Source organism: Luteolibacter pohnpeiensis (assembly GCF_016595435.1).
GTDB classification, from domain to species: domain Bacteria; phylum Verrucomicrobiota; class Verrucomicrobiia; order Verrucomicrobiales; family Akkermansiaceae; genus Luteolibacter; species Luteolibacter pohnpeiensis.
Genome location: NZ_JAENIJ010000017.1, coordinates 1 through 24,786, shown reverse-complemented (window position 1 = coordinate 24,786; position 24,786 = coordinate 1). Strand labels below are relative to the sequence as shown.

The 24,786-nt window shown below is 53.2% G+C and carries 22 protein-coding genes and 1 pseudogene; 15 read left to right on the top strand and 8 right to left on the bottom strand.

The window, feature by feature from the left end; translation table 11 throughout:
* Window positions 1-56 precede the first annotated feature (56 nt).
* The 6 genes from JIN85_RS11560 to JIN85_RS11535 all read left to right on the top strand — a co-directional run bounded on the left by JIN85_RS11560 (window position 57) and on the right by JIN85_RS11535 (window position 6,004).
* Entirely contained in the window at window positions 57-734 is a 678-nt protein-coding gene (locus tag JIN85_RS11560; RefSeq protein ID WP_200270821.1) for a response regulator transcription factor, read from the top strand.
* Complete coding sequence (locus JIN85_RS11555; RefSeq protein ID WP_200270819.1) at window positions 731-2,167, top strand: sensor histidine kinase; 1,437 nt, start codon at window positions 731-733, stop codon at window positions 2,165-2,167. Before JIN85_RS11560 ends, JIN85_RS11555 begins: the two co-directional genes overlap by 4 nt.
* An 89-nt stretch (window positions 2,168-2,256) precedes the next feature.
* Window positions 2,257-3,756 (top strand): ArnT family glycosyltransferase, encoded by a 1,500-nt coding sequence (locus JIN85_RS11550; RefSeq protein ID WP_200270817.1) that lies wholly within the window; start codon window positions 2,257-2,259, stop codon window positions 3,754-3,756.
* Window positions 3,740-4,807 carry a glycosyltransferase family 2 protein gene (locus tag JIN85_RS11545; RefSeq protein ID WP_200270815.1) on the top strand — a complete coding sequence of 356 codons (1,068 nt, stop codon included), beginning with the start codon at window positions 3,740-3,742 and terminating at the stop codon, window positions 4,805-4,807. The genes JIN85_RS11550 and JIN85_RS11545 overlap by 17 nt, the downstream gene beginning before the upstream one ends.
* A complete protein-coding gene (locus tag JIN85_RS11540; RefSeq protein ID WP_200270813.1) occupies window positions 4,791-5,210 on the top strand; it encodes a GtrA family protein in 420 nt (139 codons plus the stop codon). Before JIN85_RS11545 ends, JIN85_RS11540 begins: the two co-directional genes overlap by 17 nt.
* Window positions 5,207-6,004 carry a ChbG/HpnK family deacetylase gene (locus JIN85_RS11535; RefSeq protein ID WP_200270811.1) on the top strand — a complete coding sequence of 266 codons (798 nt, stop codon included), beginning with the start codon at window positions 5,207-5,209 and terminating at the stop codon, window positions 6,002-6,004. Before JIN85_RS11540 ends, JIN85_RS11535 begins: the two co-directional genes overlap by 4 nt.
* Here JIN85_RS11535 and JIN85_RS11530 read toward each other — a convergent pair.
* The 8 genes from JIN85_RS11530 to JIN85_RS11495 form a co-directional block, all read right to left on the bottom strand.
* On the bottom strand, window positions 5,970-7,766 hold the full coding sequence (locus tag JIN85_RS11530; protein ID WP_200270809.1) for a cbb3-type cytochrome c oxidase subunit II: 1,797 nt from the start codon (window positions 7,764-7,766) through the stop codon (window positions 5,970-5,972). The genes JIN85_RS11535 and JIN85_RS11530 overlap by 35 nt on opposite strands.
* Window positions 7,763-8,161 carry a hypothetical protein gene (locus JIN85_RS11525; protein WP_200270807.1) on the bottom strand — a complete coding sequence of 133 codons (399 nt, stop codon included), beginning with the start codon at window positions 8,159-8,161 and terminating at the stop codon, window positions 7,763-7,765. The genes JIN85_RS11530 and JIN85_RS11525 overlap by 4 nt, the downstream gene beginning before the upstream one ends.
* Window positions 8,158-9,384: a hypothetical protein gene (locus tag JIN85_RS11520; RefSeq protein WP_200270805.1), complete on the bottom strand. Its 1,227-nt coding sequence runs from the start codon at window positions 9,382-9,384 to the stop codon at window positions 8,158-8,160. The genes JIN85_RS11525 and JIN85_RS11520 overlap by 4 nt, the downstream gene beginning before the upstream one ends.
* Window positions 9,381-10,052 (bottom strand): ABC transporter ATP-binding protein, encoded by a 672-nt coding sequence (locus JIN85_RS11515; RefSeq protein WP_200270803.1) that lies wholly within the window; start codon window positions 10,050-10,052, stop codon window positions 9,381-9,383. The genes JIN85_RS11520 and JIN85_RS11515 overlap by 4 nt, the downstream gene beginning before the upstream one ends.
* 11 nt (window positions 10,053-10,063) lie before the next feature.
* Entirely contained in the window at window positions 10,064-11,176 is a 1,113-nt protein-coding gene (locus JIN85_RS11510; RefSeq protein WP_200270801.1) for an ABC transporter permease, read from the bottom strand.
* Between the two features lie 18 nt (window positions 11,177-11,194).
* Complete coding sequence (locus tag JIN85_RS11505; RefSeq protein WP_200270799.1) at window positions 11,195-12,145, bottom strand: polyprenyl synthetase family protein; 951 nt, start codon at window positions 12,143-12,145, stop codon at window positions 11,195-11,197.
* On the bottom strand, window positions 12,142-12,687 hold the full coding sequence (locus tag JIN85_RS11500) for a YceI family protein (protein WP_200270797.1): 546 nt from the start codon (window positions 12,685-12,687) through the stop codon (window positions 12,142-12,144). The genes JIN85_RS11505 and JIN85_RS11500 overlap by 4 nt, the downstream gene beginning before the upstream one ends.
* 76 nt (window positions 12,688-12,763) lie before the next feature.
* Entirely contained in the window at window positions 12,764-13,726 is a 963-nt protein-coding gene (locus tag JIN85_RS11495; RefSeq protein ID WP_200270795.1) for an MBL fold metallo-hydrolase, read from the bottom strand.
* A 255-nt stretch (window positions 13,727-13,981) separates the two neighbouring features.
* On the opposite strand from JIN85_RS11495, the gene JIN85_RS11490 reads away from it, so the two are divergent.
* The 9 genes and pseudogenes from JIN85_RS11490 to JIN85_RS11450 all read left to right on the top strand — a co-directional run.
* Window positions 13,982-14,770, top strand: coding sequence for a dienelactone hydrolase family protein (locus JIN85_RS11490; protein WP_200270793.1), 789 nt, complete (start codon window positions 13,982-13,984; stop codon window positions 14,768-14,770).
* 48 nt (window positions 14,771-14,818) lie between these two features.
* On the top strand, window positions 14,819-15,556 hold the full coding sequence (locus JIN85_RS11485) for a M14 family metallopeptidase (protein WP_200270791.1): 738 nt from the start codon (window positions 14,819-14,821) through the stop codon (window positions 15,554-15,556).
* Between the two features lie 29 nt (window positions 15,557-15,585).
* A complete protein-coding gene (locus tag JIN85_RS11480; protein ID WP_200270789.1) occupies window positions 15,586-17,544 on the top strand; it encodes an O-antigen ligase family protein in 1,959 nt (652 codons plus the stop codon).
* 266 nt (window positions 17,545-17,810) lie between these two features.
* Entirely contained in the window at window positions 17,811-18,269 is a 459-nt protein-coding gene (locus JIN85_RS11475) for a hypothetical protein (RefSeq protein ID WP_200270787.1), read from the top strand.
* A gap of 130 nt (window positions 18,270-18,399) precedes the next feature.
* Window positions 18,400-19,203, top strand: coding sequence for a hypothetical protein (locus JIN85_RS11470; RefSeq protein WP_200270785.1), 804 nt, complete (start codon window positions 18,400-18,402; stop codon window positions 19,201-19,203).
* A 172-nt stretch (window positions 19,204-19,375) separates the two neighbouring features.
* Window positions 19,376-20,641, top strand: a complete 1,266-nt coding sequence (locus JIN85_RS11465; protein ID WP_200270783.1) for a TonB-dependent receptor — start codon at window positions 19,376-19,378, stop codon at window positions 20,639-20,641.
* 160 nt (window positions 20,642-20,801) lie between these two features.
* Entirely contained in the window at window positions 20,802-21,710 is a 909-nt protein-coding gene (locus tag JIN85_RS11460; RefSeq protein ID WP_200270781.1) for an SLBB domain-containing protein, read from the top strand.
* 148 nt (window positions 21,711-21,858) lie between these two features.
* Window positions 21,859-24,024 carry a polysaccharide biosynthesis tyrosine autokinase gene (locus JIN85_RS11455; protein WP_200270779.1) on the top strand — a complete coding sequence of 722 codons (2,166 nt, stop codon included), beginning with the start codon at window positions 21,859-21,861 and terminating at the stop codon, window positions 24,022-24,024.
* 532 nt (window positions 24,025-24,556) lie between these two features.
* Window positions 24,557-24,786 (top strand): annotated as a pseudogene (locus JIN85_RS11450) (nucleotide sugar dehydrogenase); the annotation flags it as partial.

Here is a 24,786-nt window from a genome sequence, read left to right as displayed (position 1 = left end):
TTCCCTCATGATTCTCTCATGATTGGCATGCTTCGTTAATCTGAAATCACCAAATCATGCGCTGCCTATTAATCGAAGATTACACGCCACTCCGCCACAATGTGGAGGAATACTTACGCGAAGAAGGCTACGCCGTGGACAGCAGCGCAACGGGTGACGAAGGGCTGTGGTATGCACGGAATCATCCGTATGATGTGATCATTCTCGATATCATGCTGCCGGAAATCGATGGCCTGACGATTCTGAGAAAGCTGCGTGAACTGCAGGACAAGACCGCCGTTCTCGTGGTCAGCTCGCGGGATTCCGTATCGCAACGGATCGAAGGACTGGATGCGGGGGCCGATGATTATTTGGTCAAACCCTTCGATCTTGCGGAGCTGGTGGCCCGCATCCGCGCGCTCAGCCGCCGCTCGTATGGCAACGAGTCATCCATTCTGAAAATCGCGGATCTCAAGATCGATTGCGTCCACAAGAAAGTCACACGGGGCAAAACAGAAATCGATCTAACACGCCGCGAATATCACCTCTTGGAATACCTTGCCCAACGCGCGGGCGAACCGGTGTCCCGCACCGATATTTGGGAGCATGTTTATGAAGATCACACCGGCGGATCCAGCAATGCCGTCGATGTTTATATTGGATACCTGCGGAAAAAACTCAATGATGGCGACAAGCCTGATCTGATCCATACTCGTCGCGGTTATGGCTATGCATTAGGCCCACCGAATTCATGAAGCATCCATCGATCCGCAAACGCCTGATACTCGGAAGTTGCCTGCTCACCGCGCTCGTCCTGGCGATCGCGAATTTCAGCGTCTATCAAGCGATAGCCAGATCGTTGCGGCATGAACTGGATCTCCAGCTTTTCCAAAGCGCTTCGATTCTATCCAAATACTCCGAGTTGGAAGGCGGAAAAGTGGTTTATGAATGGCATGAAGCGATGGAATCCGGCGACGGTCCCGGCATCAGCGGTGTCTTCCAGTTCTGGGACATCAATTCGAACACAACCCTGCGTTCACCCGATTTAAAATCGGAAAACCTGCCAAAGTTTCACGGAGCGCTGAATCAACCGGTGATTCGCGATATTAAATTCGCCGACGGTCGCGCGGGACGTGCGGTCGGTCTCATGCATCTGCCATTCCTGGACGAAGAAGGAAAAGCCGAAATGGCACGGCTTGGCATCGACCGCAAAGTCGAAGAGCTGCCTCAAATTCTGGTCACCGCCCGTGAGACCTCATCGTTGGAAAAGCAGCTGTTCTCCATCCGCAAGCACCTTCTGCTCGCCACACTCGCAACAGTCACCACCCTGTGGCTGGCAATCATCTTCATTTCCAAACGCACCCTGGCTCCCATCGGCCATTTGTCATCCGCCTTGTTGAAGCGGACCACACAGGAAAAGAATCCACCGCTCGAAATCCCCGTCGACCTTCCGAGCGAACTGGTGCCACTGGCCGAAGCGTTCAATACCACTCTCACCAAAATCGAAGCCGCGCGCGAGCATGAGAGGGACTTCGCACTGCACGCGGCGCATGAACTCCGGACACCCATCGCCGGCATTCACTCCACTCTCGAAGCGGCGCTGCATCGACCTCGCGAAACACTCGATTTGCGCAAACGCATGGAAGCGGCAATGGAGATCACCTCCAGCATGCGAGTGGTGATCAACAGCCTAATGCGCATGGCCCGGCTGAGAGGTGGCCTTGAGCGCATCAGCAAACAGAAATTTCCACCGGAGGACCTGATCAGCCGCATCATCGAGATGGAGCAGGAAACCGATCAGAGCTCGCATCTAGCAGAAATCATCAGGGAATCCGATGAGCTCGTGCCGATTTTTACCGATCTTGGTTTGTTCAATATTCTCGCGACCAATCTCATCGAAAACGCATTTCGCCACAGTCCGAAGGGTGGAAAAATCACCGTCAAACTCCTGAGCACCCAGGAACGATTCGCGCTATCCATCTCCAACGACCGGGGCTCGCTCTCGGCGGAAAATTCGAATCGTCTGTTCGAGCCGTTTCAACGCGGGCCACAAGCCAATGCCGACAGCCCGGGTGCCGGGATCGGCCTTTCACTCGCGCGTGAAATTGCCACCATGCTCGGTGGCAACTTGAAGGTTTTGTTTGAGGACCCCAATGCCGTGACTTTTCAATTCGAGCTACCGGCCTGAGCGCTTTTCGGAAAAGCGCGGCCATCTCATGAGATTCTCATCAAAAGTGGCTAGTTTCGTGAACATACCCTTCGGCAGGGTGGTCCACGATGCAGCAGTCCTACTCATTCACTACCCGAACGAAGCGAGGTATTCTCGCCGCATTCGTCATCGTTTTCCTGATGCGGATTGCGATGCTCTTTCAGATCCCCTTCACCGACAATAGCGAGTCCCGCTACGCGGAAATGGCACGGTGGATGACCGTTTCCCACGATTGGATCACTCCGCAAATCACCCCTGGAAATCCATTTTGGGCGAAACCTCCGCTCTCGATGTGGCTCGCTGCTGGCGGCATCGAAATCTTTGGCGCCAACGAATTCGGCGCACGCATTCTCATCTTCCTCACAGCAGTCGCAGTCGTCGCGCTGCTGTATCAATGGGTGAAAAAAATCCGAGGCGCGGACTTCGCCTTGGCATCTTCTTTCATCCTCTTCACTTCGGTTCTCTTCATCGTCACCTCCGGCACGGTCATGACCGATCTGGCCATGATGGCATCGACGACGTTTTGCATGATTGCCTTCTGGAATGCCATGCATGGTCCATCAAGGACTCGACTTTGGGGGTATTTATTCTTTGTCGGCATCGGGTTGGGACTGCTCGCAAAAGGTCCGGTGTCCACGGTTCTGACCATGCTCCCGATTGGCATCTGGACCCTGTGGACGCGTCAGATCCCGGCGGTGTGGAAGCGAGTTCCCTGGATCACGGGCGGCTTGCTCGCTCTCGCCATTGCCGCCCCCTGGTATGCAGCAGCGGAAATCAAGACTCCGGGATTTCTCAACTATTTCATCCTCGGTGAACATTTCGGACGCTTTCTGATCAAGGGCTGGAAAGGCGACATGTATGGCCACGCCCATCCGGCAGCGCGAGGCATGATCTGGTTTTTTGCAATGATGGCGCTGATGCCATGGTCGATCTCATTGTTTGTTTCGATCCCAGGATGTTTCCGGAGCAAGAGCAAAGTTCGTGAAGCGTTCTCCACAGATCGCGACCGCTGGTTGCCTTACCTGCTGTGCTGGTCCTTGGCGCCGTGGGTCTTTTTCACCTTCTCAAGAAATATCATTTCCACCTACCCCATCACCGGGATGCCCGCTGCGGCGATTCTCATCCTGGAAGCATGGAGACTGAGCTTCCGCCCGGACCGGATCAAAGTGTTGCTTCGTTCCGGCACCGCCTTCGCCATCATTTTGATGGCTGGCATTTGGGTCATCTATCAGAAGTTCCCGAATCTCGCACCGAAGGATTCGGAAAAGCGAATGATCGGCTTCATCCAAAGCCACCCGGAGTATCAGAATTACACTCTCTATTACCGTAGGCCGACCGCTTATTCCGCTGTGTTCTATCACGGCAAACAAATCGAATTCATCTCGGATGCCGATCTGCCACCGCTCACCGCAAACCAGACTCAGGACTTGGTGGTGATCCGCAGCAAGGATCGCGAAAAAATACGCAAGCTGGTCGGTCAGCGCTTCGACGAAGTCACCACCATCGGCAACGAAACTTTATTGGCTGAAAAACCCGAACACCTGCCTGCAAATGCCTCAACCCACTAACATCGTCACCCTGAGAGGCCCCGCTCTCAAGCGCACCCGCAAATCAGGGCCTGTCCGATTTCACCAACCTGCATCCGACCTTCTTCACCGAGTGGAAGTGGCCCATACCGAGCTCAGTTTCGTCGTCCCGGCTTACAACGAAGCAGGCAACCTGCCGACGTTGTGCAAAGGTCTCACCGAGACCAGCAAGCAGCTTGGCTATCGCTGTGAAATCATCATCATCGACGATGGCAGCCGGGATGAAACCGTCGCGGTCGTCACCCAATTGCTGGATCATTTACCCCTGCGACTGCTGCGCCTTTCCCGAAATTTCGGCAAAGAGCGAGCGATGTCCGCAGGGATCAATGTCGCCCGGGGCGATGCGGTGATCATCATTGACGCAGACCTTCAGCACCCTCTCGATCTGATTCCTGAGTTCATCCGACTTTGGAAAGAAGGCAATGACATGGTCTACGGCGTTCGTAGTAATCGCAGCGATGAAACGAATGCCAAACGGCAGGCCGCCCGGATGTTTTATCAAATTCTGGGAAGGCTATCCAGCGTCCCGATTCCACCCGATGCCACAGATTTCCGCCTGATCGATCGCAAGGTTGCCGATGCTCTGCGAGCCCTGCCAGAGAATAACCGATTCATGAAAGGCCTTTACCATTGGGTAGGCTTTAAAAGCATCGCCGTTCCATTCCAGCCGCTGGTGCGTGGAGCGGGCAAATCACGCTACAACTTTCCACGCCTCATCGGCCTGGCGATTACCGGGCTCACCTCTTTCTCACAGGTTCCGCTTCGTTTCGCCACCATGGCCGGAGCCGCGATTTCGGTTTGTTCGATGTTGTATGCGACCTGGGTCGCCGGAAAAACCCTGATTTTCGGCAATGCCGTTCCGGGTTGGGCGACTCTCACCACAGCCATTCTGTTTTTAGGCGGGATCCAGTTGCTATTCATCGGAATTCTAGGGGAGTATGTCGGCAGGATTTTCGAGGAAGTGAAAGGACGCCCTATTTACATCGTCGCAAACGACTCGGGACCTACACGCTATCATGAGACTACTGCCTGAGTTGATTAGCTCACAAAAAGAAATCAGCACCCAAGCCATCCGCTTCATCGTTGTCGGCATACTTGCGATGACCGTGCACTTCATCGCGGCCTCATTGTGGATGGCCTTGGGGGTGCCGCCTTTGATCGCCAATGTTGGGGCATTTCTAACAGCATTTCCCGTCAGCTACGCGGGTCATCTCAAGTGGAGCTTTGCAAGTCAGGGAGAGTGGGACCGCTCGAGCCTTCCGCGTTTCGCGGCCACCGCCCTGGCCGGATTTGCAGGAAACGAAATGCTCTACGCGCTACTTCTCCACTTCACCAATCTGCCTCCGCGACTCGCCCTGCTCCTGGTGTTGGGAACCGTGGCAGCATCGACTTTCCTACTTTGCCGGTTTTGGGTATTTCATCGGAAGGCGCCATGAAACGCCTCACGCTCTGCGCCGACGATTACGCTCAAAACCCCGGGATCTCACATGGCATTCGGGAATTGGCGAAAAGTGGGCGTATTTCCGCCGTGAGTTGTTTCACCACGACCGAACACTGGCCCTACGAAGGAAAGTTGCTGCAATCGTGTTCAGGAAACTTCGACACAGGTCTCCACTTCAACCTCACCCATCAAACCGGCAAGCCACTCGAAAAGTGGATCGGCGATTCTTTACGAGGCAAACTCAACGCCTCTGAAATTCGGGAGGCGCTGATCTCACAGTGGCGGAACTTTGAACAAGTCCTCGGCAAAAGCCCGGACTATTTGGACGGACACCAACATGTTCACATTCTCCCGGGAGTCAGCGAAATCATCGCCGACACTCTGGGTCGACTCGGCGCGCCCGAGGCATTTCCAGTTCGAAGAATTGCCAAACCATCCGCCACGTTCTCCTGGCATCCAAAGTTGCTGGTGAAACGAGCGATCCTTCAATTCTTGTCGCAGATTGGCGAGCCGGCACTCTCACACACTTATCCGGGAAATCCCTGGTTTGCTGGCATCTACCTGTTAGATCGCCCGTCGGATTTTGAGGTTCACATGAAAAACTGGATTCGGAATGTGCCGGATTCCACACTCATCATGTGCCATCCAGGACATCGATGCAACGATCCCGATGACCCGATTCCGAATGCGAGAACGGTTGAATATGATTATCTCTCCAGCGATGCATTCGAAGCAGATCTCCGGAATGCCCATGCTATTCTCGTCCCGTTTCGGAAGCTAATTTCCTGAGGCATGATACGAATTCTTCAAGAGCAACAATTTGCTCATCCTTGAGCGTTTCGTGCCCAGGCATATCCGTCCCTGGTATGCCAAACTTGATGATTTGCCGGATCCTCCCGGTTCCCGCTGACGACCAGACAAATGGGCCATCGACGAGATTTGCCGGAGCTTTTGTCAGTAAACCTGACATTTCCCCATCACCCTTGCCACTCGCTCCATGACAGACAGCGCAATGATTTTGAAATAGCTCCGCTCCACGACCTGCAGACTGGCTTGATTCCGGCTGCCAGGTCATTGCTTTTTGAAAGACATCAGTCATTCCATCCAAACCGTTTGCCTGGAGATAATGCACCAAGTCATCTCCACGACGATCTTTGAAAAGATAAGCATACGATGGCATCGGACTACCCGGAGAGAACGCTTGTGGATTGATAAAATGCAATTTCAACCAAGTCGCGGATCGACGGGCGCCAACATCGGTTAGATCGGGTCCCTGGCGGCGATTGCCGATGACCACCGGCTTGCCTTTCAAGCTATCCGTGCGCACCGGGCCCCAATTCAACTCGTCCAGCGAACCGGGCCGGACATACTGCGAGTGGCAATGGATGCAACCTTCGGCGAGATACACTTGCTTTCCCAGTGCCACTGAATCCGTCTCCGGAACATCCGCTTTTTTCTCACCCAGAAATGCGACAACCCACACGATCGCAGCAGCGGTCAAAACTCTCCACGAGAGTCGATTGGAACTCACCAAAACCCCAAGCACGCACACGCCAGAAATCAGAATAAAAGTTACCGGAACTCTCTGTAATGTTTCGGCCATGCCGATCCCATTGGCGGATCCAAACCAACCGGCGATGGCGAACAGCCAAGCAGCGCGCCAGCCGATAGAATGTTGCGCACGCGCTCCCGAAAACCAGCCGGGCCATGCAACCAATGCAACCGAGTAGAGTGAGACACCAACCGGATAAAGCCACCCTGCAACAGAACGGGATGTTTCGTGGTTCACTGCTAAAGCGGCCACTGCGAGTAGCCCCCAAGCCGATGCGGGCACGAATGTTCGTCGGCAACTTTTCAACCAAACTCCACTCGCGATGGCTGCCGCCAAATGCAAAGCAGCATTCCGCCACAGCAATCCACTGCCCCAAGTGCCGGATTTCAGATCGACTGCGTGTTGGATGATGAAAAACGCAGCGCTGTCTAACCAAACCAGCGCGGTGAACAAAACCAGCACACTCACAAAGGGAATTTCGCGCCGTGGCGGTTCCTCATGGTGAGTATTTTGATTCCCTGGAAACACCAGCAGACCAACCACAGCGAACACCGACCCGATCCATGCCTGGTGTGCCGAGGATTGCTGAAAAACGATCGGCAAATTGCAGCAGGCGTAACCCACCCCGGTTCCCAATCCGACCCAGAACAAGCCGCACCATGATGGCAGCAAGGTTGCCAGGCCGACGGTCGACATACCGACACCAATTCCTGTTAGAATGGAAACCGTCAGCATGGACATCATGCCATCAGCCAGTGGTGCCAGAGCAGATGCAAGTGCCGCCAAGGCCAAACCAATGCGGATTTTTCCAGCGGTCACGCCCTTCCACGCGATCCAGAATCCAGCAGCCATTCCAGCGACAGCCATCGCTCCGAGCATCGGCTTTTCCTGTCCGCCTGCGCTGCGAATCAATTCGACCCAGGCAAATTGGGCGAAGATGAGGAAATACCCATAGACCGCAGCCACCAAACAGGATGCCCGCCACGCAAGTCCTCTCATCCGTCTCCCCCTCTCCACCAACCAGCGCGCACGAAAAACCATTGGCCAGCGCCAACCACCGCATCCGTGATGGCCACGGTGATCCACGCCATGGGCAGTGCGCCACCAAGGATTTTCACCACAAGAAAAACCGCCACTAACAAGCGAACCAGCCCGGTGAAAAACCAGACCGTTTCACCTTCACGCTCCCCCCGGAAAACCCAACCATAACTCAGCCCTACAGCTGCCACAAAAACCCCGATCCAGCTCAGGAACACCCATGCGGCTTGATCCAATGGCGGTATCCCCATCCATTTCAAAGTCACAACTGGAGCTGTTACCAATAGCAATCCGGTGGATGCATCCATCGCTCCCACCGCAAGGCTCCAAAGTCGAAGAAAACGTAGACGGTTCATGATTTTGTAAAGCGGATCAACCAATCAACAGATGCAGCCAGCATCACCAAACCACACGATGCACGCACGACAAAACCGAGCTGCCTCCAGGTGGCATGCACGATCATCCATTCCGGGCTTTGACCTTCACGCCAGCCCATCGCCACCAGAGCAAGGATCATGATCGCTACCGCCAAATGCCACGCATAGATTGACCGGGTTCCGCCGACCGCCCGATTGGTTAGCAGGGTGATCAGCACGGCACAAAAAGAGGTCGTAAATCCCGCCATCGCCAGATGCGAATGACCGACCAGGCCTTGGGTAAATTTCAAGCAATCCAGAACGCCCGGCGCATACATCGATACGCCTGTCAGAACCAGCATCCCCCACCAGAACAGCATGCCGTTGCGCCAGATTCTCACCTTTTGAGGCCAGGCATATCCTTTCCAATCCCGTGGAATCAACCACGCCCATGGGAGCAACATCAGCATGGCGCCGATTTGCCAGAAATCGAAATGACCGCCTCCGATCGACTCGGTCACTGCGAATACCAACCAGGAAACCACGAAGAAAATCCAGGTAGCCAGACCGGCTTTGCCTCGTCCCGCCAGCCCGGTGACTCTCGGCAGCAACAGCATCAATCCAATGACCGAAAGGGTTGAACCCAACAAACTCGATCCTGTCGGCCCGCCGGTGGTAGGATCGATCGGCGGGTAGGTCTTCGGCGAAGCCGCCACCACCATGACCCCGGGAACCGCAGCCAAAACGATCAAGCCGATCAACGACAAGCGGCGGCGGATTTTCCTCCAGCTCTGAGCTCGATCACGAAATGAAGCGCAAAGCAATATCCACAGAACGATGAGTGCTGTTAGAAATGCCCAAAGCGATCCATTCCGCCAATCGAGGAAGATTTTTCCGGAGGTATCTCCCCGCAGCCAGAACAGACAGGAAGCTGCCAAGGCAGCAGACCAGGCAGCGATGACTGCAGCACCCCATCGGCGGAATCGCGATAAATCCACCTCATACATCGAAAGCAACCAAGCGACCAGCGGCAAGGCCGTCCAACCATAGAGCTGGCTATTCAGGTGAACCGGAACCCAGTGCCCATAGGTAAATTCACCGGGCTGCCACGATGGTTCTAGTAGTAAAGTCGATAATAAAAGCCCGACGCTGTTGCCAACCACCAGCCACGCCAAGGCATGCCGTGCCGCGCATACAACTCCGCCATGTTCCTGTGTGCTCACAAAATTTCACCTTCCATCCGCCCATCGCGCATCTTGATGGTGCGGTCGCAACGCTTTGCCAACTCAAGATCGTGAGTGGCCATGATCAAGGTGCGTCCGCGCCTGCGCACGAGATCGACGAGGATTTCAAAAACCCGCTCCCGGTTCGACTCATCCAACGCGCCCGTCGGCTCGTCACACAACAGCAATTCCGGATCATTCATCAGTGATCTCACCAAAGCGCCGCGTTGACGCTCGCCACCGGATAATTCCCGCACGCGCTGCTTCAACCGATGCGCAACCCCGGTCGCCTCGGCGAGCTCGTTCAATCGTTCCAGCGCCGCGGCTCGACTCCCGCCTGCTGCGATGACCGGAACCATGCAATTTTCAGCCAATGTCAAATCCGGCATCAAATGATGGAACTGAAAGACATAACCGATGTGATGCCGGAGGAGGTCCACTCGTGTCGATTCATTCACCACATCCCTGCCTGAAAGAAACACCTCACCGCGATCCACTTCCTCCAACCCGGAGATCACGTTGAGCAAGGTGGATTTGCCGCAACCGGACGTGCCACAAAGCGCGACCACATCCCCTGCTGGCACCTCAAGCCCGACTCCTTTCAGGACCTGGATCCGGCCGGCATCGAAACTTTTCCATACATCTTTGATCGAAACGTGACTCTTCATCGCATCCTCCTTTATTCAAATCTTAGTGCCTGTGCCGGGTTCAACTTCGCCGCATACCACGCCGGATACATGGCTCCTGCGAGCGCCGTGATCGCTGCCAGCGCCATCGCCCCGGCGATTTCCATCCAACCGATTCTCGGCTCAATGTATCCCTGCATCTGCGGGATGGCCTTCAACAACTGCAGTCCTAACCCGCTCAGCCCCCACCCGACCATGGTGCCGATTGCGGATACCAATAGGGATTCACCGAAAATCATACCGGCAATTTGAGCCCGCGAAAATCCACATACGCGAGCGATCGCCAGCTCTTTGATTCTTCCAAAAACAGAAAGGATCATCGTGTTGGTGACACTCAATCCTCCTAACAAAAACGCACATCCACCCACAACCCAGGCGGTGGTTTTCAAAATTTGGAATTGAGAATAACTGCGGCTGAATTCTTCGTTTTCCAGCGCGGTTAGTTGCGGATGCCTGCTCGCCATCCAGGATTTCACTTCTTTGGAATCGTGCCCTTTTGCCAGAGCGACTGTCACCACGGAGCACGCACCTGATTTGTGGAATGCCTCCTGGCAAGCCGCGAGCGGCATGAAGACACCGCCATTTTCGAATCCATTTTCAAGGCGCACCACTCCAGCCACCGGATATCTTTCATGGCCAAGCTCCACTTCGCCATCCGGGCCGATGTCGACAAAATCCGCCGCGCGCTCACCGAGCACCACTGCCCGGGCATCGTCTTTGAAATTCTTTGGATTGCCGCGCAGCCATTGGCCTTTGCGCAATCTGCCGTCACCGGACTCGATCCCAAAGCAGGTGACGATCGGCCGATCCGGTGCGCTGACAATCGCGAACAATACCGGGCGGGCCTCTTTCACAAACGGCGTTTTCTCCAGCTCGTCTGCCAAGCTGACCGGGACATTGCTGAAAAAGAGGTCGGAGGCATTCTTTTCGAAAACGACCATCTCCGCATCAGTCCGCAGAATGCGCTCGAACATTTTCACCGCGCCTCCAAGCAGCCCAACTACGCTGAGCATCGTAGCAACTCCAAGCGCAATACCTGCCGCACCGATGCCCGTGCGCACGCGATGCCTGCGCAAGTTCGTCCATATCATTCGCCAAAGGCTCATTCGAAGATCATTATAGAATTAGACCACTGCCGGCAACCGCTCAAGCGATCCCATGACTTGCCGAGGCGCGGGCACCCGGATGAGATCCAGCATGTTCCAGCGGTGCGCAGCGCCAGGAAGCGCGTGCTGAACCCGGTCCCCCATCGAAACGAGTCGCGCACATCGAGCGGTGGCAGCTGTTAATCCTTCAGCCACCACCAAATTGGGGCGTCCAAGCTCTTGATCGCGCCCTCCGGTTTTACCCGAGCAAAATTCATCCGCGTAAAGGTCTTTCACATCATCCGCAGCTTGATAGGCCAAGCCACGCAACAACGCCAAGCGGTCTAACAAGCGGATTTCACGGCGGGTGCCATGCCCGACAATCGCAGGCAACACCAAGGTCAACCGCAACAAATCGGCGGTCTTTCGGGCGGCAATCTCGCTGACTTCCGCAGCGGTTTGGTGATCGTCCCAGCCATGCAAATCCCACGCCTGACCGCCCAATAAGCCATGCACTCCCAGTTTGGAATCCACCCAATTCCCGGCTTCGGCCCGCCTCGACGGCGCGGCCTGATGAATGGTCTGCCAGATCAGAGTGTAGCCACGATTGATCAGTGCCAGGGCTGCCAAGGTGGCGACCGCTTCTCCATGGCTGACGTGCAGGCATGGCGCATCCCGTCGCAACTTGGCATCATCCATGGCCGGGAAGTCATCAAAAATCAGTGATGCCGTATGAAGATATTCAATGCCGCAACCGAGCGAGCGCGCACCTTCCTCGGTCATCCCCATGGAAAGTCCGACCAGATAGGAGGAAACCGCGCGCACCAGCGAACCCGGACGGGAAAGCACATTGCAAAGCGCTGCCGCCAGCCGTGGCTCAACTCCATTCAACCGGCCGATGCCGTGAGTGAAACTGCTGGCCATCAGCGCATGGGCGCAATGGACACGATGCTTCCATGAAAGGTCTCGCGGGGGGAAATCAGCACTCATTTCAACTCTCCTACCAGATGAAATCGAACTTTGAGCTGTGGCTCGACCGTCATGATGGCCATCGCCCGGATTAACGGCAGTCCGTGGTTTTTATAATTCATCGCCGCTTCACCATCAATCGTCACCCAATCGCCATCGCGCTTCACGGTGAACGGAAACGAAATGGTTTTAGCGACTCCATTGATGGTCAGCTCGCCCATCGCGTAATCCTTGCCGGACTTTTTGTCATTCCAGGTTTTGGTGAAAACGAAGCTGCCCTTTGGATTGCCGCCGCCGAGCCAGGTGATCATTTCCTTATCGCGCTTTGCCTCACCGGTTTTTAGATCACTAAAAGCCCAGTTCAGGGTGAATCCGGTGGGCAAATTCGTTGCAGTGTCCCCGGTGACAACGCTGGTGTATTTCTGCAGCGTTCCGGTGAAGGCATGGCCGGTCGCCTTTGCATCCACTTGGATTCTGCTTTTCGTCTGATCCACTTCCAGTCGATCAGCCTGCGCAACGACCGGGAAAAGTGCCAGCGCGGCAATGAAGGTAAACGCTTTCATATCAGGCAGGTTGTGTCTCAGCCTACCCTGTTTTCATGAGAAGATGATGAGAAGCGATCATTCCACTCAGCAAAATTCACACTTGCGCGGTGACATTCCATTGCGACCCGATCGGCTCTGCGGTGAAAGCATCCAAGTCGAGTCCGCGCCGCCCCATTTCCCGGCGCAATCTGAGAGCCGGCTCCTGCATCGGCTCATCGGTCAGGGTGAAAGTTCCCCAATGCATGCCCACTGCGCGACGGCAGCGCGTATCCGAAAAAACCTGCACCGCCTCCTCGGGATTCATGTGCATCGGCTTCATGATTTTCCGCGGTTGGTAGGCCCCGATTGGAATCATGCCGAAATCAATCGGCCCGTAAAATTCGCCGATTTCCGGGAATGCCGCGCAGTAGGCACTATCGCCTGCGTGCCAAACTTTGCAGCCACCGCCTTCGATCAACCATCCACACCAATGGCCGCGATTTCGATCAAACGGAGTTCTCGCGGTGAAATGCTGCGCTGGCGTCGCCATGACCGTGACATCTGCCGCCAATTCCACTTTTTCATGCCAGGCGACTTCCTGGCATTTCTTCGAAAGCCGCTTCTCCAGCCAATCTGCGTGGCCCTCAGCAATCACCCATCTCGGCTCGCCCGGCAACGCTTTCAGCGCGGCGAGATCCAGATGATCGTAATGGCCATGAGTTAAAAGCACGACATCGATTCGCGGTAAATCCGAGGGGGAAATCGGTAACGGTGCTCGGCGTCGGAACGATTTCATCTCAAACGGCGCGCAAAATTCTGAGAAGACCGGATCGATCAGAATCGATAACCCACATCCCTGAACTAAAAACGAAGCATGTCCGAGCCACGCAACGCGCCAACCTTTTGCTGGAGCTTCCCTTATCTTCTCCGGTTTCAATGGAACGACTGCAGCCGGTTCATCCGGCGCCTCGGGAATGAGTGGTTGCTCCTGTGGGCCGATTTTGAATTTCCACTTCAGGATATCGAGGATGCCATGATCTTCGTGATGCCAAGGGTTGGAAAATTTCGGCCGGGCCATGGAGGACTGTAGCCACATTTTCATTTTTTCCAGCAGGAGCAGAAGAAAAGTGTGAGAAAGTGCCAGAAAGTGCCGAGTGATCAGTTAGCAGTGATCAGTGGGAAGAGTTTGCTAGTTTTCAGTGTTCAGTTTTCAGGAGTAAATCACCGCAGGCTATTGCCTGCGCAGTCTGCACTGATCACTGCTAACTGATCACTCGGCACTTCCAAATCCCACCATTTGACACCACATCTCAGCGCGGTCAGAGTGGACCGCATGAAAACACCGTTGTTGGCGCTCGTATCGTTGCTTTCGCTGCCATTTGCTGCCCAAGCAAAATTGATCGAGAAAACCGTGGATTATGAACAAGGTGGCCAAACTCTGGAAGGCTTCCATGTCTACGATGACGCGACGACGGGCAAACGGCCTGGAATTTTGATCATCCACCAGTGGACCGGACTCACCGACTACGAAAAAGGCCGGGCCCGGCAGCTTGCGGAAATGGGCTACAACGTTTTCGCTGCGGATATCTACGGCAAGGGCATTCGCCCTCAAGTCCCGGAAGCCGCGAAAGTTTCCGGAAAATACAAAGCCGATCGCAAACTCTACCGCGAGCGCCTGGATGCCGGACTCCAACAATTGAAATCGGACAATCTCACCGACCCATCACGCATCGCAGCCATCGGCTACTGCTTTGGTGGCGGCGGCGTTTTGGAACTCGCTCGCTCCGGCGCGGACATCGCAGGTGTCGTTTCCTTTCATGGCGATCTGAGTTCAGATCCCGACTATCGCGCGAAAAAAGACGGAGTTCACACCAAAGTCCTGGTCCTGCAAGGCGCGGACGATCCCTACGCGCCGGAAGAACAGGTGAAAGCATTCCAGAAAGAATTCAGCGAGGCTGGAGCCGATTGGCAGTTCATTTCTTACAGCGGGACGGTGCATAGTTTCACCCAAAAGATGGCTGGCAATGATCCTTCCAAAGGCGCTGCTTACCATGAAGCCTCTGACCGCAGGTCTTGGCAGGCGATGAAAGATTTCTTTGCCGAAATTTTCGCAGGTAAATGATTCCAGCCTCGATCCCTCCTTCTCTGCCACGCATTCCCCCGATTCATCATGAGCGATGTTTTTGACTGGCCGGCGTTTTTGCCGGAATTTCATCGCGAAGCGACAGCTGCGGGATTTTCGCCGACTCTATTGCACGAAACCGAAAGTGGCCCGATCCACGCCTGGGAACGCCCGGGCCATGGACCCGTGGTTTACCTTTCAGCAGGCATCCACGGTGACGAGCCTGCCGGGCCAATGGCCATGCTGCGCCTGCTCAAGGAAGGTTTTTTTGCCACGGATCATCACTGGCTCATTTGCCCAGCACTGAATCCCAACGGGTTGGCATGCCACGTCCGGGAAAACGCGGACGGCCACGATCTGAACCGGGATTATTTGGCATTCAAGAGTGAAGAAGCCCGCTGCCACGCCGCGTGGCTGGATCGCCAGCCAACTCCAGCCTTGTTCGTATCCCTCCATGAAGATTGGGAAAGCTCCGGCTTTTACCTCTACGAGATTAACCTAAGCGGATCGCCCACCGAAACCGCACATCGCATTCTGGATGCGGTTTCACCGTGGTTTCATCCCGAACCTGGACCGGAAATCGATGGCCATACCTGCCATGAACCCGGCTGGATTTATCATTCGGCGGAACCCGACCTCCCGGAAAGCTGGCCGGAAGCAATTTATCTGGCCAAAAAAGGCTGCCCGCTTTCTTTCACTTTTGAAAGCCCCAGCTCAAGCCCGCTCGAACCACGGATCGCCTCGCTCGCAGCCGGAGTCCGCGCCGCATGCGAATACCTTGATTAGAAGGAGTTGATCTGCTGGCATCACTCCCCATGAGATCAGAATCGCTCCACCGCAAAATCTACGAACCAGCGGTCCGGGAAAGCAGCCATCGCTTCATTTTCCTTGCCGTCTGGTTCGTCGTTTTCCTGGGCGCCTTCATTTCAGGAGCACCGTGGGTGGATCACACCGGCCTGCTTTCCTGCCTGTTAGGTGGGCTGATGCTGATCGCTCCGCCAAAAATCGCACTGCCAAAACTGTGGTGGATTCTCGGTACCAGCTTTCTGGTTCTTTGCTTTGCTTCGTTCCTGCCTGCGGCCTGGTTCCCGATCCCCGAATGGCGAACGCATTTGGAATCACTCGGCGTCAAAACCGGCAGCCATGTGGTGATCCAATGGCGACCCGCCCTTGAAACCATTGGATTTTTCGCAGTGATTTTGCTCTCGGGCCTCTGGCTGGCCGGCCATCGGGCTTCCTCTATGCAATTGCGGAACACCGCACTGGCCTTCGTCCTCGGAGTTGCCCTGTATGCGGTGATTGCTGAGATTTTTCGCAAGGAACTCGCGATTTACAGCTCGCAGTTCGGATTTTTCCCTAACCGGAATCATACGGGCACCTACCTCGCCATGGGATCGGTCTGCGGACTTGGCGTGATTCTACAATCCCTGAAAGATCGGCATTTCTGGCGTCTTGGGCTTTCGATTTTAGGCACCTGCATTTGCCTCTGGGCTGCGTTTCAGTGGTCGGTAAGCCGCGGGGGAGTCCTGCTGATCGCCATCGGCAGCGTCCTCTGGCTCCCAATGATCGGCCGCCGTTATCTCGGAAAACACGGCAGCAAGGCGATTGTCCTTCTCGCACTCCTCATCATCGGCGGCTATCTTTTGAATGAAAGCCAGGTCAAAAAACGCCTGAGTGACACATCGGAAAAAATCGCAGCCGTCGCCGAAAACGAAGATCCATCCGCAGCCGAACCCAGCGAATCGGAAAATTCGCCGACACTGAGCAGCGTTGATTTTCGCGTTCCCATGGCCTTGGACGCCCTGGATATGATCAAAGACGCACCACTCACCGGAGTCGGCGCAGGACAATTCGTCTACGTATTCCCGCAGTATCGGACGCGGACTGCGATCGTAAATGACGCGATTGCCTACCACCCAGAAAGTGACTGGTTGTGGATCATCAGTGAATGCGGAATCGGAGCAGCGCTGATTCTTCTGGCAATGACCCTGCTAGCTCTCGGATACGGGGTATTATCCATTTTCAAAGGACGTGACCGGGCGATCCGAGCCGCATGCCTCATCGCTGCCATCTTGGTCCCCCTTCATGGAATCGCTGATGTTCCAGGACATCGGCTTCCCCTGGCACTGGCCTCGTTCCTATTGTTTACCGTTTCGCTCATCCCAAGTCGAAAATCGGAAAATCACCGGAATAATCGATCCGTCCGACTTAGCATCCAATTGTTTGGGCTTTTCCCTATTTTTTTCGGGATATGCCTTCTACTTGGCAAATGGCCTACAGGCAATCCTATCGCTCTCCAAATGGGAACAGACGAATACGGGAATGCTCGGAAATCTTTTGTAGAAGTGACTAATCCGCCAGCAGATGAAGACTTCACCGAAACATTTAAAAAGCTGACGACAGCTAGAAATCAGCTCAAATCTACCATCGACAGGCTCCCTCTTGACCCATGGTTGCGCCGACTTGACGGCAATTATGCATCCTTGTTTGCCGGTAATGAGAGCGAAGTGAAAAAACTATTCGAAATCGAAGGAACATTATCCCCCACCTCCGTTCAGGTTCCCATGCGACAAGCAGAAACGGCTTTAGCAAATCATCCTAGTCTTTCCGCTGAAGCATGGAGCGAGGCCTTACAGCGTTCTTCGTGGTTGGATAACAACCTTGAAAGTTCCTTCAACTTCAAAAGGAGCACCATTTTCGAGATCAGAAGAATGAGTTACCGCTATCCCCAGTTGCGTAAAATGGCGGACGAAGTCATTCGCGCCCATCAGTAGAATAAGAACAACAAATCGAATTGCGCCGTGGCAAATTACGAATCAACGCACGTGTTTATACTTCTGTTTCAATTTTAATTATTCCAGAAACTGCTATTAGCCATTTTATACACCTACTTACTTGGGTTGAAGTGGTTACCCAATTGGCATAGCAGTTGCTTGAATCGCATTCATTCCGGCCTACAGGCAGTGGTGACGAATATGATACGTGAATCACCTAAAATAGAATTGACTGTCGATGTCGGATGCTTCACCCTACCATCGCCATGAAAACTAAGTTCGCACAGATCCTGCTATTCGGTGCACTCGCAGCATCCCCAGTCCTCGCCGGCACCCCTCCCACCGGTAAAATTTCGTTCTCTGCCGCAACGATTGACTCCGAAACCGGTGCTCAGACCGTCCAAGGCAGCAAAATCACACAAACCACTGTTGATGGTGTTGTTACCACCACCAAGGTAACTCAAACTATCGTAACTCAAACTGACGGCACGAAAGAGGAAGTCGCGGTTACGGTCGTCGAAGTCGCTACCCCAGACGGCGATGGCGGTTTTACTGCGGAAATCCAAACCACAACCGTCGTTACCCAGAAAGATTCGGGTGGCGAAGTTACAGGTGGCAGCAACAGCAGCAACACCACAATTGACAATGATTACACTCCACCAACAGTGCCAAGCAGCGGCCCGCCGCCATCCACTGGCCCTGGTGCAGCAGTAAGTCAATCCTAATCGAAATCTAAGATTTCGGACCCCACCCAAGCTCTCACGCATTGCTCGCGGGAGCTTGGGTGTGATTCCAAGTTCATCGAGCTAAGATTTTCCCGAATCATCGCTCACTATCCTTACACTCATAGATTTTATGAAATCACTCAAATTGTCCCTTTTCTCCCTGGCCCTCTTGCCAGCAAGCACCCTCAGCGCAGCCGTAGTTTACGACTTCCAATCCGAATCCGATTACGATTATTTTGATGGTGAAGTCTCAGGCTGGACTCAAAGCGAATCCAACCCGGTTCTAGTTGATGGCACAGCACCACTTGGCGAGGTTGAAACTCTCGATTATTTCGGCACCGCTAATAAAGTCGGCGTTTTTGGCACCGCATATAACAACAGCCCATTCAACGCAACCACTTCAGTTTCTGGCGCCCTCCCGGCTTCTACGAGCTTGGTGAATTCCCAAGTCTCACTAGATTTCGCAATCGCCAACGATGCTGCCGTTCGTGATTCATTCTCAATCGCGATTACCGATTTGTCCTCAACGACAGTAGCCTCAATCATTTTTACCCCTGACTCTGGCGACAGCACTCTTTGGACGATTAGCTACACGATTGGTGGCTCTTCTGGTTCAACGACATTCTCATTAACTGCTAACGCTGAATACAGCTTCTACTTCAACTTTAACGATTCCACCACTTCACTGTTTTACGGTGGCTACGGCGAATCGTCCTCACTCATTGCCACCAGCACTACCTCATTCGACTCATCCGCTGAACTTGGTGATATCGTAATCTCCAACACACAGACCGATTTCGAAACGGATGCAGGAAACAGCACCAACGTTGCGATATTCGACAACATTGCAACTGCAGTCATTCCTGAGCCTTCCGTAGCATTGCTCGGCGGTATCGCTGGCTTGGGACTTCTTCGTCGCCGCCGCTCAAACTAAGGTATTTCCTTATCTAACGCGCACCATTCTCCCCCGTGCCCGCCATCTCTCTTTGGTAGGCACGGGGTTTTTTTAGGATTTGATGGATCCTTATCGGTTCCGGTTTTCCCGATTCAAGCATACCGGTGACTGCGCGCTTTACTTTGACGCGCATTTTTCCATTTTTCCTTACATGAAGTTCCGACCTACGTCGTCCGCCGAACTTTCCTTCAATCGGCCCCACCAAGCCCGAACACTTCTGAAGTGCCTCGGAATCAGCGCCATCGCTTTGAGCAGTCATCTGTCCGCTCAAAATGCCCTAGTCGATCTTCCTTCAGCACCTAGCGGTTTCTCCCAAGCTTCGGGAATTTACGGTGCTCCCCGTGAGAAAACCACTGATGGCCTATCCATCATTGGCACTTTTGCCACTACCTACGATTCCAACGTCACCCAGGGATCGGGAAAGTCCGATTCACCCAAGGAAGATGATTTCATCGTCTCTCCCGGAGCTGCAATTTCCTACATCCGACAAGGTACTCAGTGGATTGCAGGAGCCAACTATGGCGGCTCCTATGACGAATATGGTGATCATTCCAAATACAGCGGATTGAACCATAAACTCGCCGCATTTGGAGGATATCGGGGCGGGAAGTTGATCGCTACACTGAAAACCAGCGTCTCCACCAGCAGAGGAAACAATCGCTTATATGGAGATTTTGTGGAGCAAACACTCTACAACACGACATTTATCGGGCGCTATAACATCAGCCCAAAAACTTCCCTTGTCGGTGACGCAGCATACAGTTCAGCCGTCGCCAAACAGTCCAATTATAACGATATTTCAAGTTTTGATTTTGGCCTAGCTGCTCTTTGGCACTATAGCCCTCTCACCGATTTTGGCCCCGGCATTCGTTACACTCTGCGGTCTAGTGAAAATCAGGAAGATCGCACTTCGATAGGTCCGACACTCAACTTGAACTATCAACTTAGTTCCAAAGTAACCCTTAGGTCTCGGGTAGGAGTGGATTTCGTCTCTTATGAGGATTCCGGCTCTGGAGATCCGGCATTCTCCTCCTCGATCGGTCTCAAATACCAAGCCTCACCCCTTTGGGCAATGAGTCTCTCTTACTATCGAGACACTCAAGCAAACCCATCCTCAACTGGCTCGTTCAGTGAAATCAATAGCTTCCAAGTTGCCTATTCGCGTAAAATTTTGCGCGGCAAGTGGAACTTGAGCGTTGGATATGAAACCCGAGCCACTGAGAATGGCGAAACTGTGACCAGCAGTATCGGCAGAGATTACGATTATTTCACAATCGATACATCGTTCACCTACCCATTTTTCGGAGATTCTATGGACCTGACAGGATCCATTCGGTATCGAGATTTGGGCGCGAAAGGAGACGGAAATTCCTGGGATGGCGTGCAGACCGGAATTGGACTCAGTTACCGATTCTAATGCTCATTTTGGCACAACATTCGCTCAAGAGGTAGCATGATGCAGCCCTGTTACAGGTGCCTTGCACATCACCACATTGAAATGGACAGCTTCCATCATTTGGAATCCGCTATTCTGGATAAAGCCATTCCGCAACATGGGTTGCGCCGAATTTTAAGGCTTGGCCGAAAACATCTCCTTGTTTACCTCAATTCAGGCAAAAACAGCAGGCTCGGCAATTTTTAATCATTTATCGAACGACCACCTTATGAAATCCTTCACTCTTCTCAGCTTGCTCATAATAAGTTGGTTACTACCAAATACCTCCAAAGCTCAAGATGATGATTCGTCCTATATCATCCGGCCGAATGACACGATCAATCTTTTAGTCTACGAAGAACCGGATCTCTCAGTGCAGGTCACCGTACTCAAGACCGGGGAAGCAGCTTTCCCGCTTATTGAATCCGTCAAAATCGGGGGACTCAGCATGGAAGCAGCCACCAAGAAAATTAAGGATCTGTATGCCAAGGATTTTCTCGTGGAGCCCCGCATCACCCTGACAGTCGACAAGTATGCGACTGACTATATCTCAGTCTTAGGCGCTGTGAAGCAGCCTGGTCAGATCCCAATTCCACTGTCTGGCAATCTAGATTTGGGATCTGCAGTGGCCACCGCTCAGGGCCTTTTGGCTACAGCTGACCAAGATAACATCCAATTGATCCGAGCTTCTGGTAGTACCTCCACCTATTCCCTTAGTCAGATTCAAGGCTCTGCCGGTAGAACCAAGCTCTATTCCGGGGACCGTGTCATTGTGAATGAAAGTCGTTTCGTGAATCAATATGTCAGGGTCCTAGGCCAGGTCAAAAAACCTGGGGCGGTTGAATTCCCAGTCGATGGGAAACTTGATTTGGTTTCAGCCATCGCTATGGCAGGAGGCCTGACCGACCTCGCTAAAGACTCCAAAATTCGCATCAGTCGAGGCAACCGTATTCAGGAAGTCGATTTTAGAGACTACACTGAAAAAGAAGGCACCAAACCTTATTATTTGCAGCCAGACGATATCATCACAGTTCCTCAACGAATTTTCTGAATTTGCTCTAAGTCGCCCAAGCTACCCAGCGTAATCCCTCATCCAGGTTCGACTTCAAGACTACACCCGGCATTTATCCTTCGACTTTACCACCTAAGCTTTCCCTGATCTCTGATCATCTTTCCCTTTTTCCTTACTAGCCAACCCCATGCCCAAACCGACTCGTATCCGTCACCAGGAACCCGATTATGATGATTTCGATGACGAACCGAGTTCCGGTTTCGAAACGGAAATCCGGCAGGAAAAAATCCGCCAATTGGTTCAAGACCTCATCGGGCGCTGGTATTGGGTCGCGCTGTTTGTGATTTTAGGCATTCTTGCCGGTTTTTACTACCTTTCAAAAGCTCCTGAAATTTACTCAGCGAAGTCCACCTTGCTGGTGAAACAGCAAATGGGTTCCGTGATGGCCAAAAGTGATCAAGTTGACGAAATCGACCTGAGAACTGACGACGCCATGAATACGGTGGCACAACGAGTTCTTCGCCAAGATCTCCTCAAAAAAATCGCAGCCCGTCCGGATATCCTGAATCTTCCTGGAATCATTCCGGAACCAGTCAACTGGCTACCTCATTGGGCCCAAGGTTGGTTCCCAGACCCAAAAGAAAAGCAGCTTGAAGCTCAAAAAGCCCCTGCCGACGCTCTACCAAATTTGATCAGAAATTGGACTAGTGTCGATGTTAGACGGAACACCCGCTTGGTAGACATTACCGTTGAGCATCCATCACCGGAAGTCGCCCAGGCATTAGCGGATGCAATCGCAACCGAGTATCAGACAGAATTGACAGGAGTCCGCAGTGAAGGCCGCATGAATTCCATGGGCATTCTGGATAAAGAATCGGACGAAGCCCGAACCCATCTGCAAACGGCACAAAATGCTCTAGCCAACTACAAACGGGTACTTGATACCCTGGAAGAGCTGGAACTGCGTGAAAAAGCAGTCTTGGACTTATCCCGCAAGTATAAGGCCAAGCATCCAAAAATGGTCACTGCACAGTCGGATCTTAATACCTTCCAGCAACGATTCCTGTCCGAGTTTGATTCCGTGAGAAGTTCCCCCGTGGACCGTCAATACTGGGAAGATCATAACTCAGAACTCACAGCAAACGGCAGTGATGATGCCTCGCGCCTACAAGTTGCCCGACGCTTGCTGGTTGCCCGCCAAAGCGTTCTGGAAAGTGAAATTGAAAGTCAGACGAATGTTTTCAACAGCATCCTAACCAGAAAACAGGAGCAGGACATCAACCAACAAGGGACAGAATCCGAAATGGAAATCAGCTCCCTGGCTGAGTTGCCAAAACGCCCTGTCTCTCCCAAAAAACCTCTGATTCTTGGTGCTGCCTTTATCGGTGGTGGCTTCTTTGGCTTGATCATCGCCATGATTCTCACCCGGTTGGACAACAAGCTCCACACCGTCGGCCAAGCCGAACAAGTCACCGGACTGCCAGTTCTCGCGGCGATCCCAGACATTCCCACCAAAGCCCTTTCCCAAGCCACTCGTAAGCGCAAGGTGAATCTCGATTCCATCCCTGTGGCTCGCCGCCGCTGGGATCCTCACTTGGTGTTCCGTGAAGGCACCTCAAACACGACCTTCGCTGAAATGTATCGAGTTCTTCGAGCTTCAGTTTCTCTTTTGGGGGATGAGAAGAAACGTAAAGTGACTCTCTTCAGCAGTGCACTCCCGGGAGAAGGCAAAACAACAACTTCCTGCAATTTTGCGATTGCAGCAGCCCAGCAGGGCAAACGTACCCTTCTGGTGGACCTCGATTTAAGAAAGCCTTCCGTCCACAAGAATTTCGGAATCCAGAGAGACACCCACCCTTCTGGATCCACAGAAATTCTCGCAGGCCAGGCCAAATTTGAGGATTCCATTTATACGGATACTGGAGAAAAGAACCTCCACATCATCCTTTCTGGAAAACGAGCCCCGAATCCAGGAGAGCTACTCAACGCTACTAAACTTGAGGAGTTTCTCAAATTAGCCACCAGTTATTACGACGTTGTCGTCCTGGACTCCGCGCCACTTCTCGCGGTTCCAGATACGCGAATCCTGGCTCCAATGGTTGATAATTTCTGTATCGTGACCCGGGCAGAATATGGCCCCAAAGGCGCAATCCGACGTGTTATTTCCCTTCTCCGAGCTGATGATAACCTGCCCGCAGGGATCATTTTCAACGGCTTCCTTGAGAAAAAACGGTTGATTGGTGCCAACTATTCCTACGGCAATTATCAAACGAACCGCTACGGAAAAGCGTACCGCTACGGATACGGCTCGTATGGTTCTTACGGTGCCTATGGAGACGAGGACGAAGATTGAAATTGTGGCGCGATATTGCCCAATACCCATTAACAACAATCGAATTTCAAGCCCAAGCGACATGCTTGGGCTTTTTCGTTTCCTTGCTAAAAACCGTTACTTTACGCCCATTGAGGCTGATACGTGGAGTGGGCACCTCTCACTCAGGGCCATGCCCTGGGCTATCCCATTAAAGTCCGATGGGCAAATTGTAGGTCCAACCTCCAACTTCCAATCCCCCCATTTCAACAAATCTGTTTCGCTTGCTTGTTCATTTTTTCTTGAACTTTGGCACCCTGATTGCAACAAGCACTGCATCTCGCCAGTCGAATTCCCTAGCGCGACATAAAAACATAATCCACTGACAGTCATGAGGTTTCCTCGAATAGCGAGGATTAACCACGGGCGGCAGCATGAATCAGATACCCCAAGATAAAGACTGCCTTTTACTCATGAATTTTCTCAAAAGTCGATCCATCAAAAATTCGGCACCCCGCTTTGTAGAAAATCATGTGAAGAATTGATCCCTCCAAAACTGAAACAACAACTTCGAATGAGCATCACCGTAAAAAACATCTGCTGCCTTGGCGCCGGCTACGTCGGCGGTCCGACTATGGCCATGATCGCCGCGAAATGCCCGGACATCCAAGTCACGGTCTGCGATTTCAATGAAGCACGCATCGCCGCTTGGAATTCCGATGTGCTGCCGGTTTATGAGCCTGGCTTGGACGAGGTGGTCACCGCTGCCCGGGGGAAAAACCTTCACTTCACCACCGATATCAA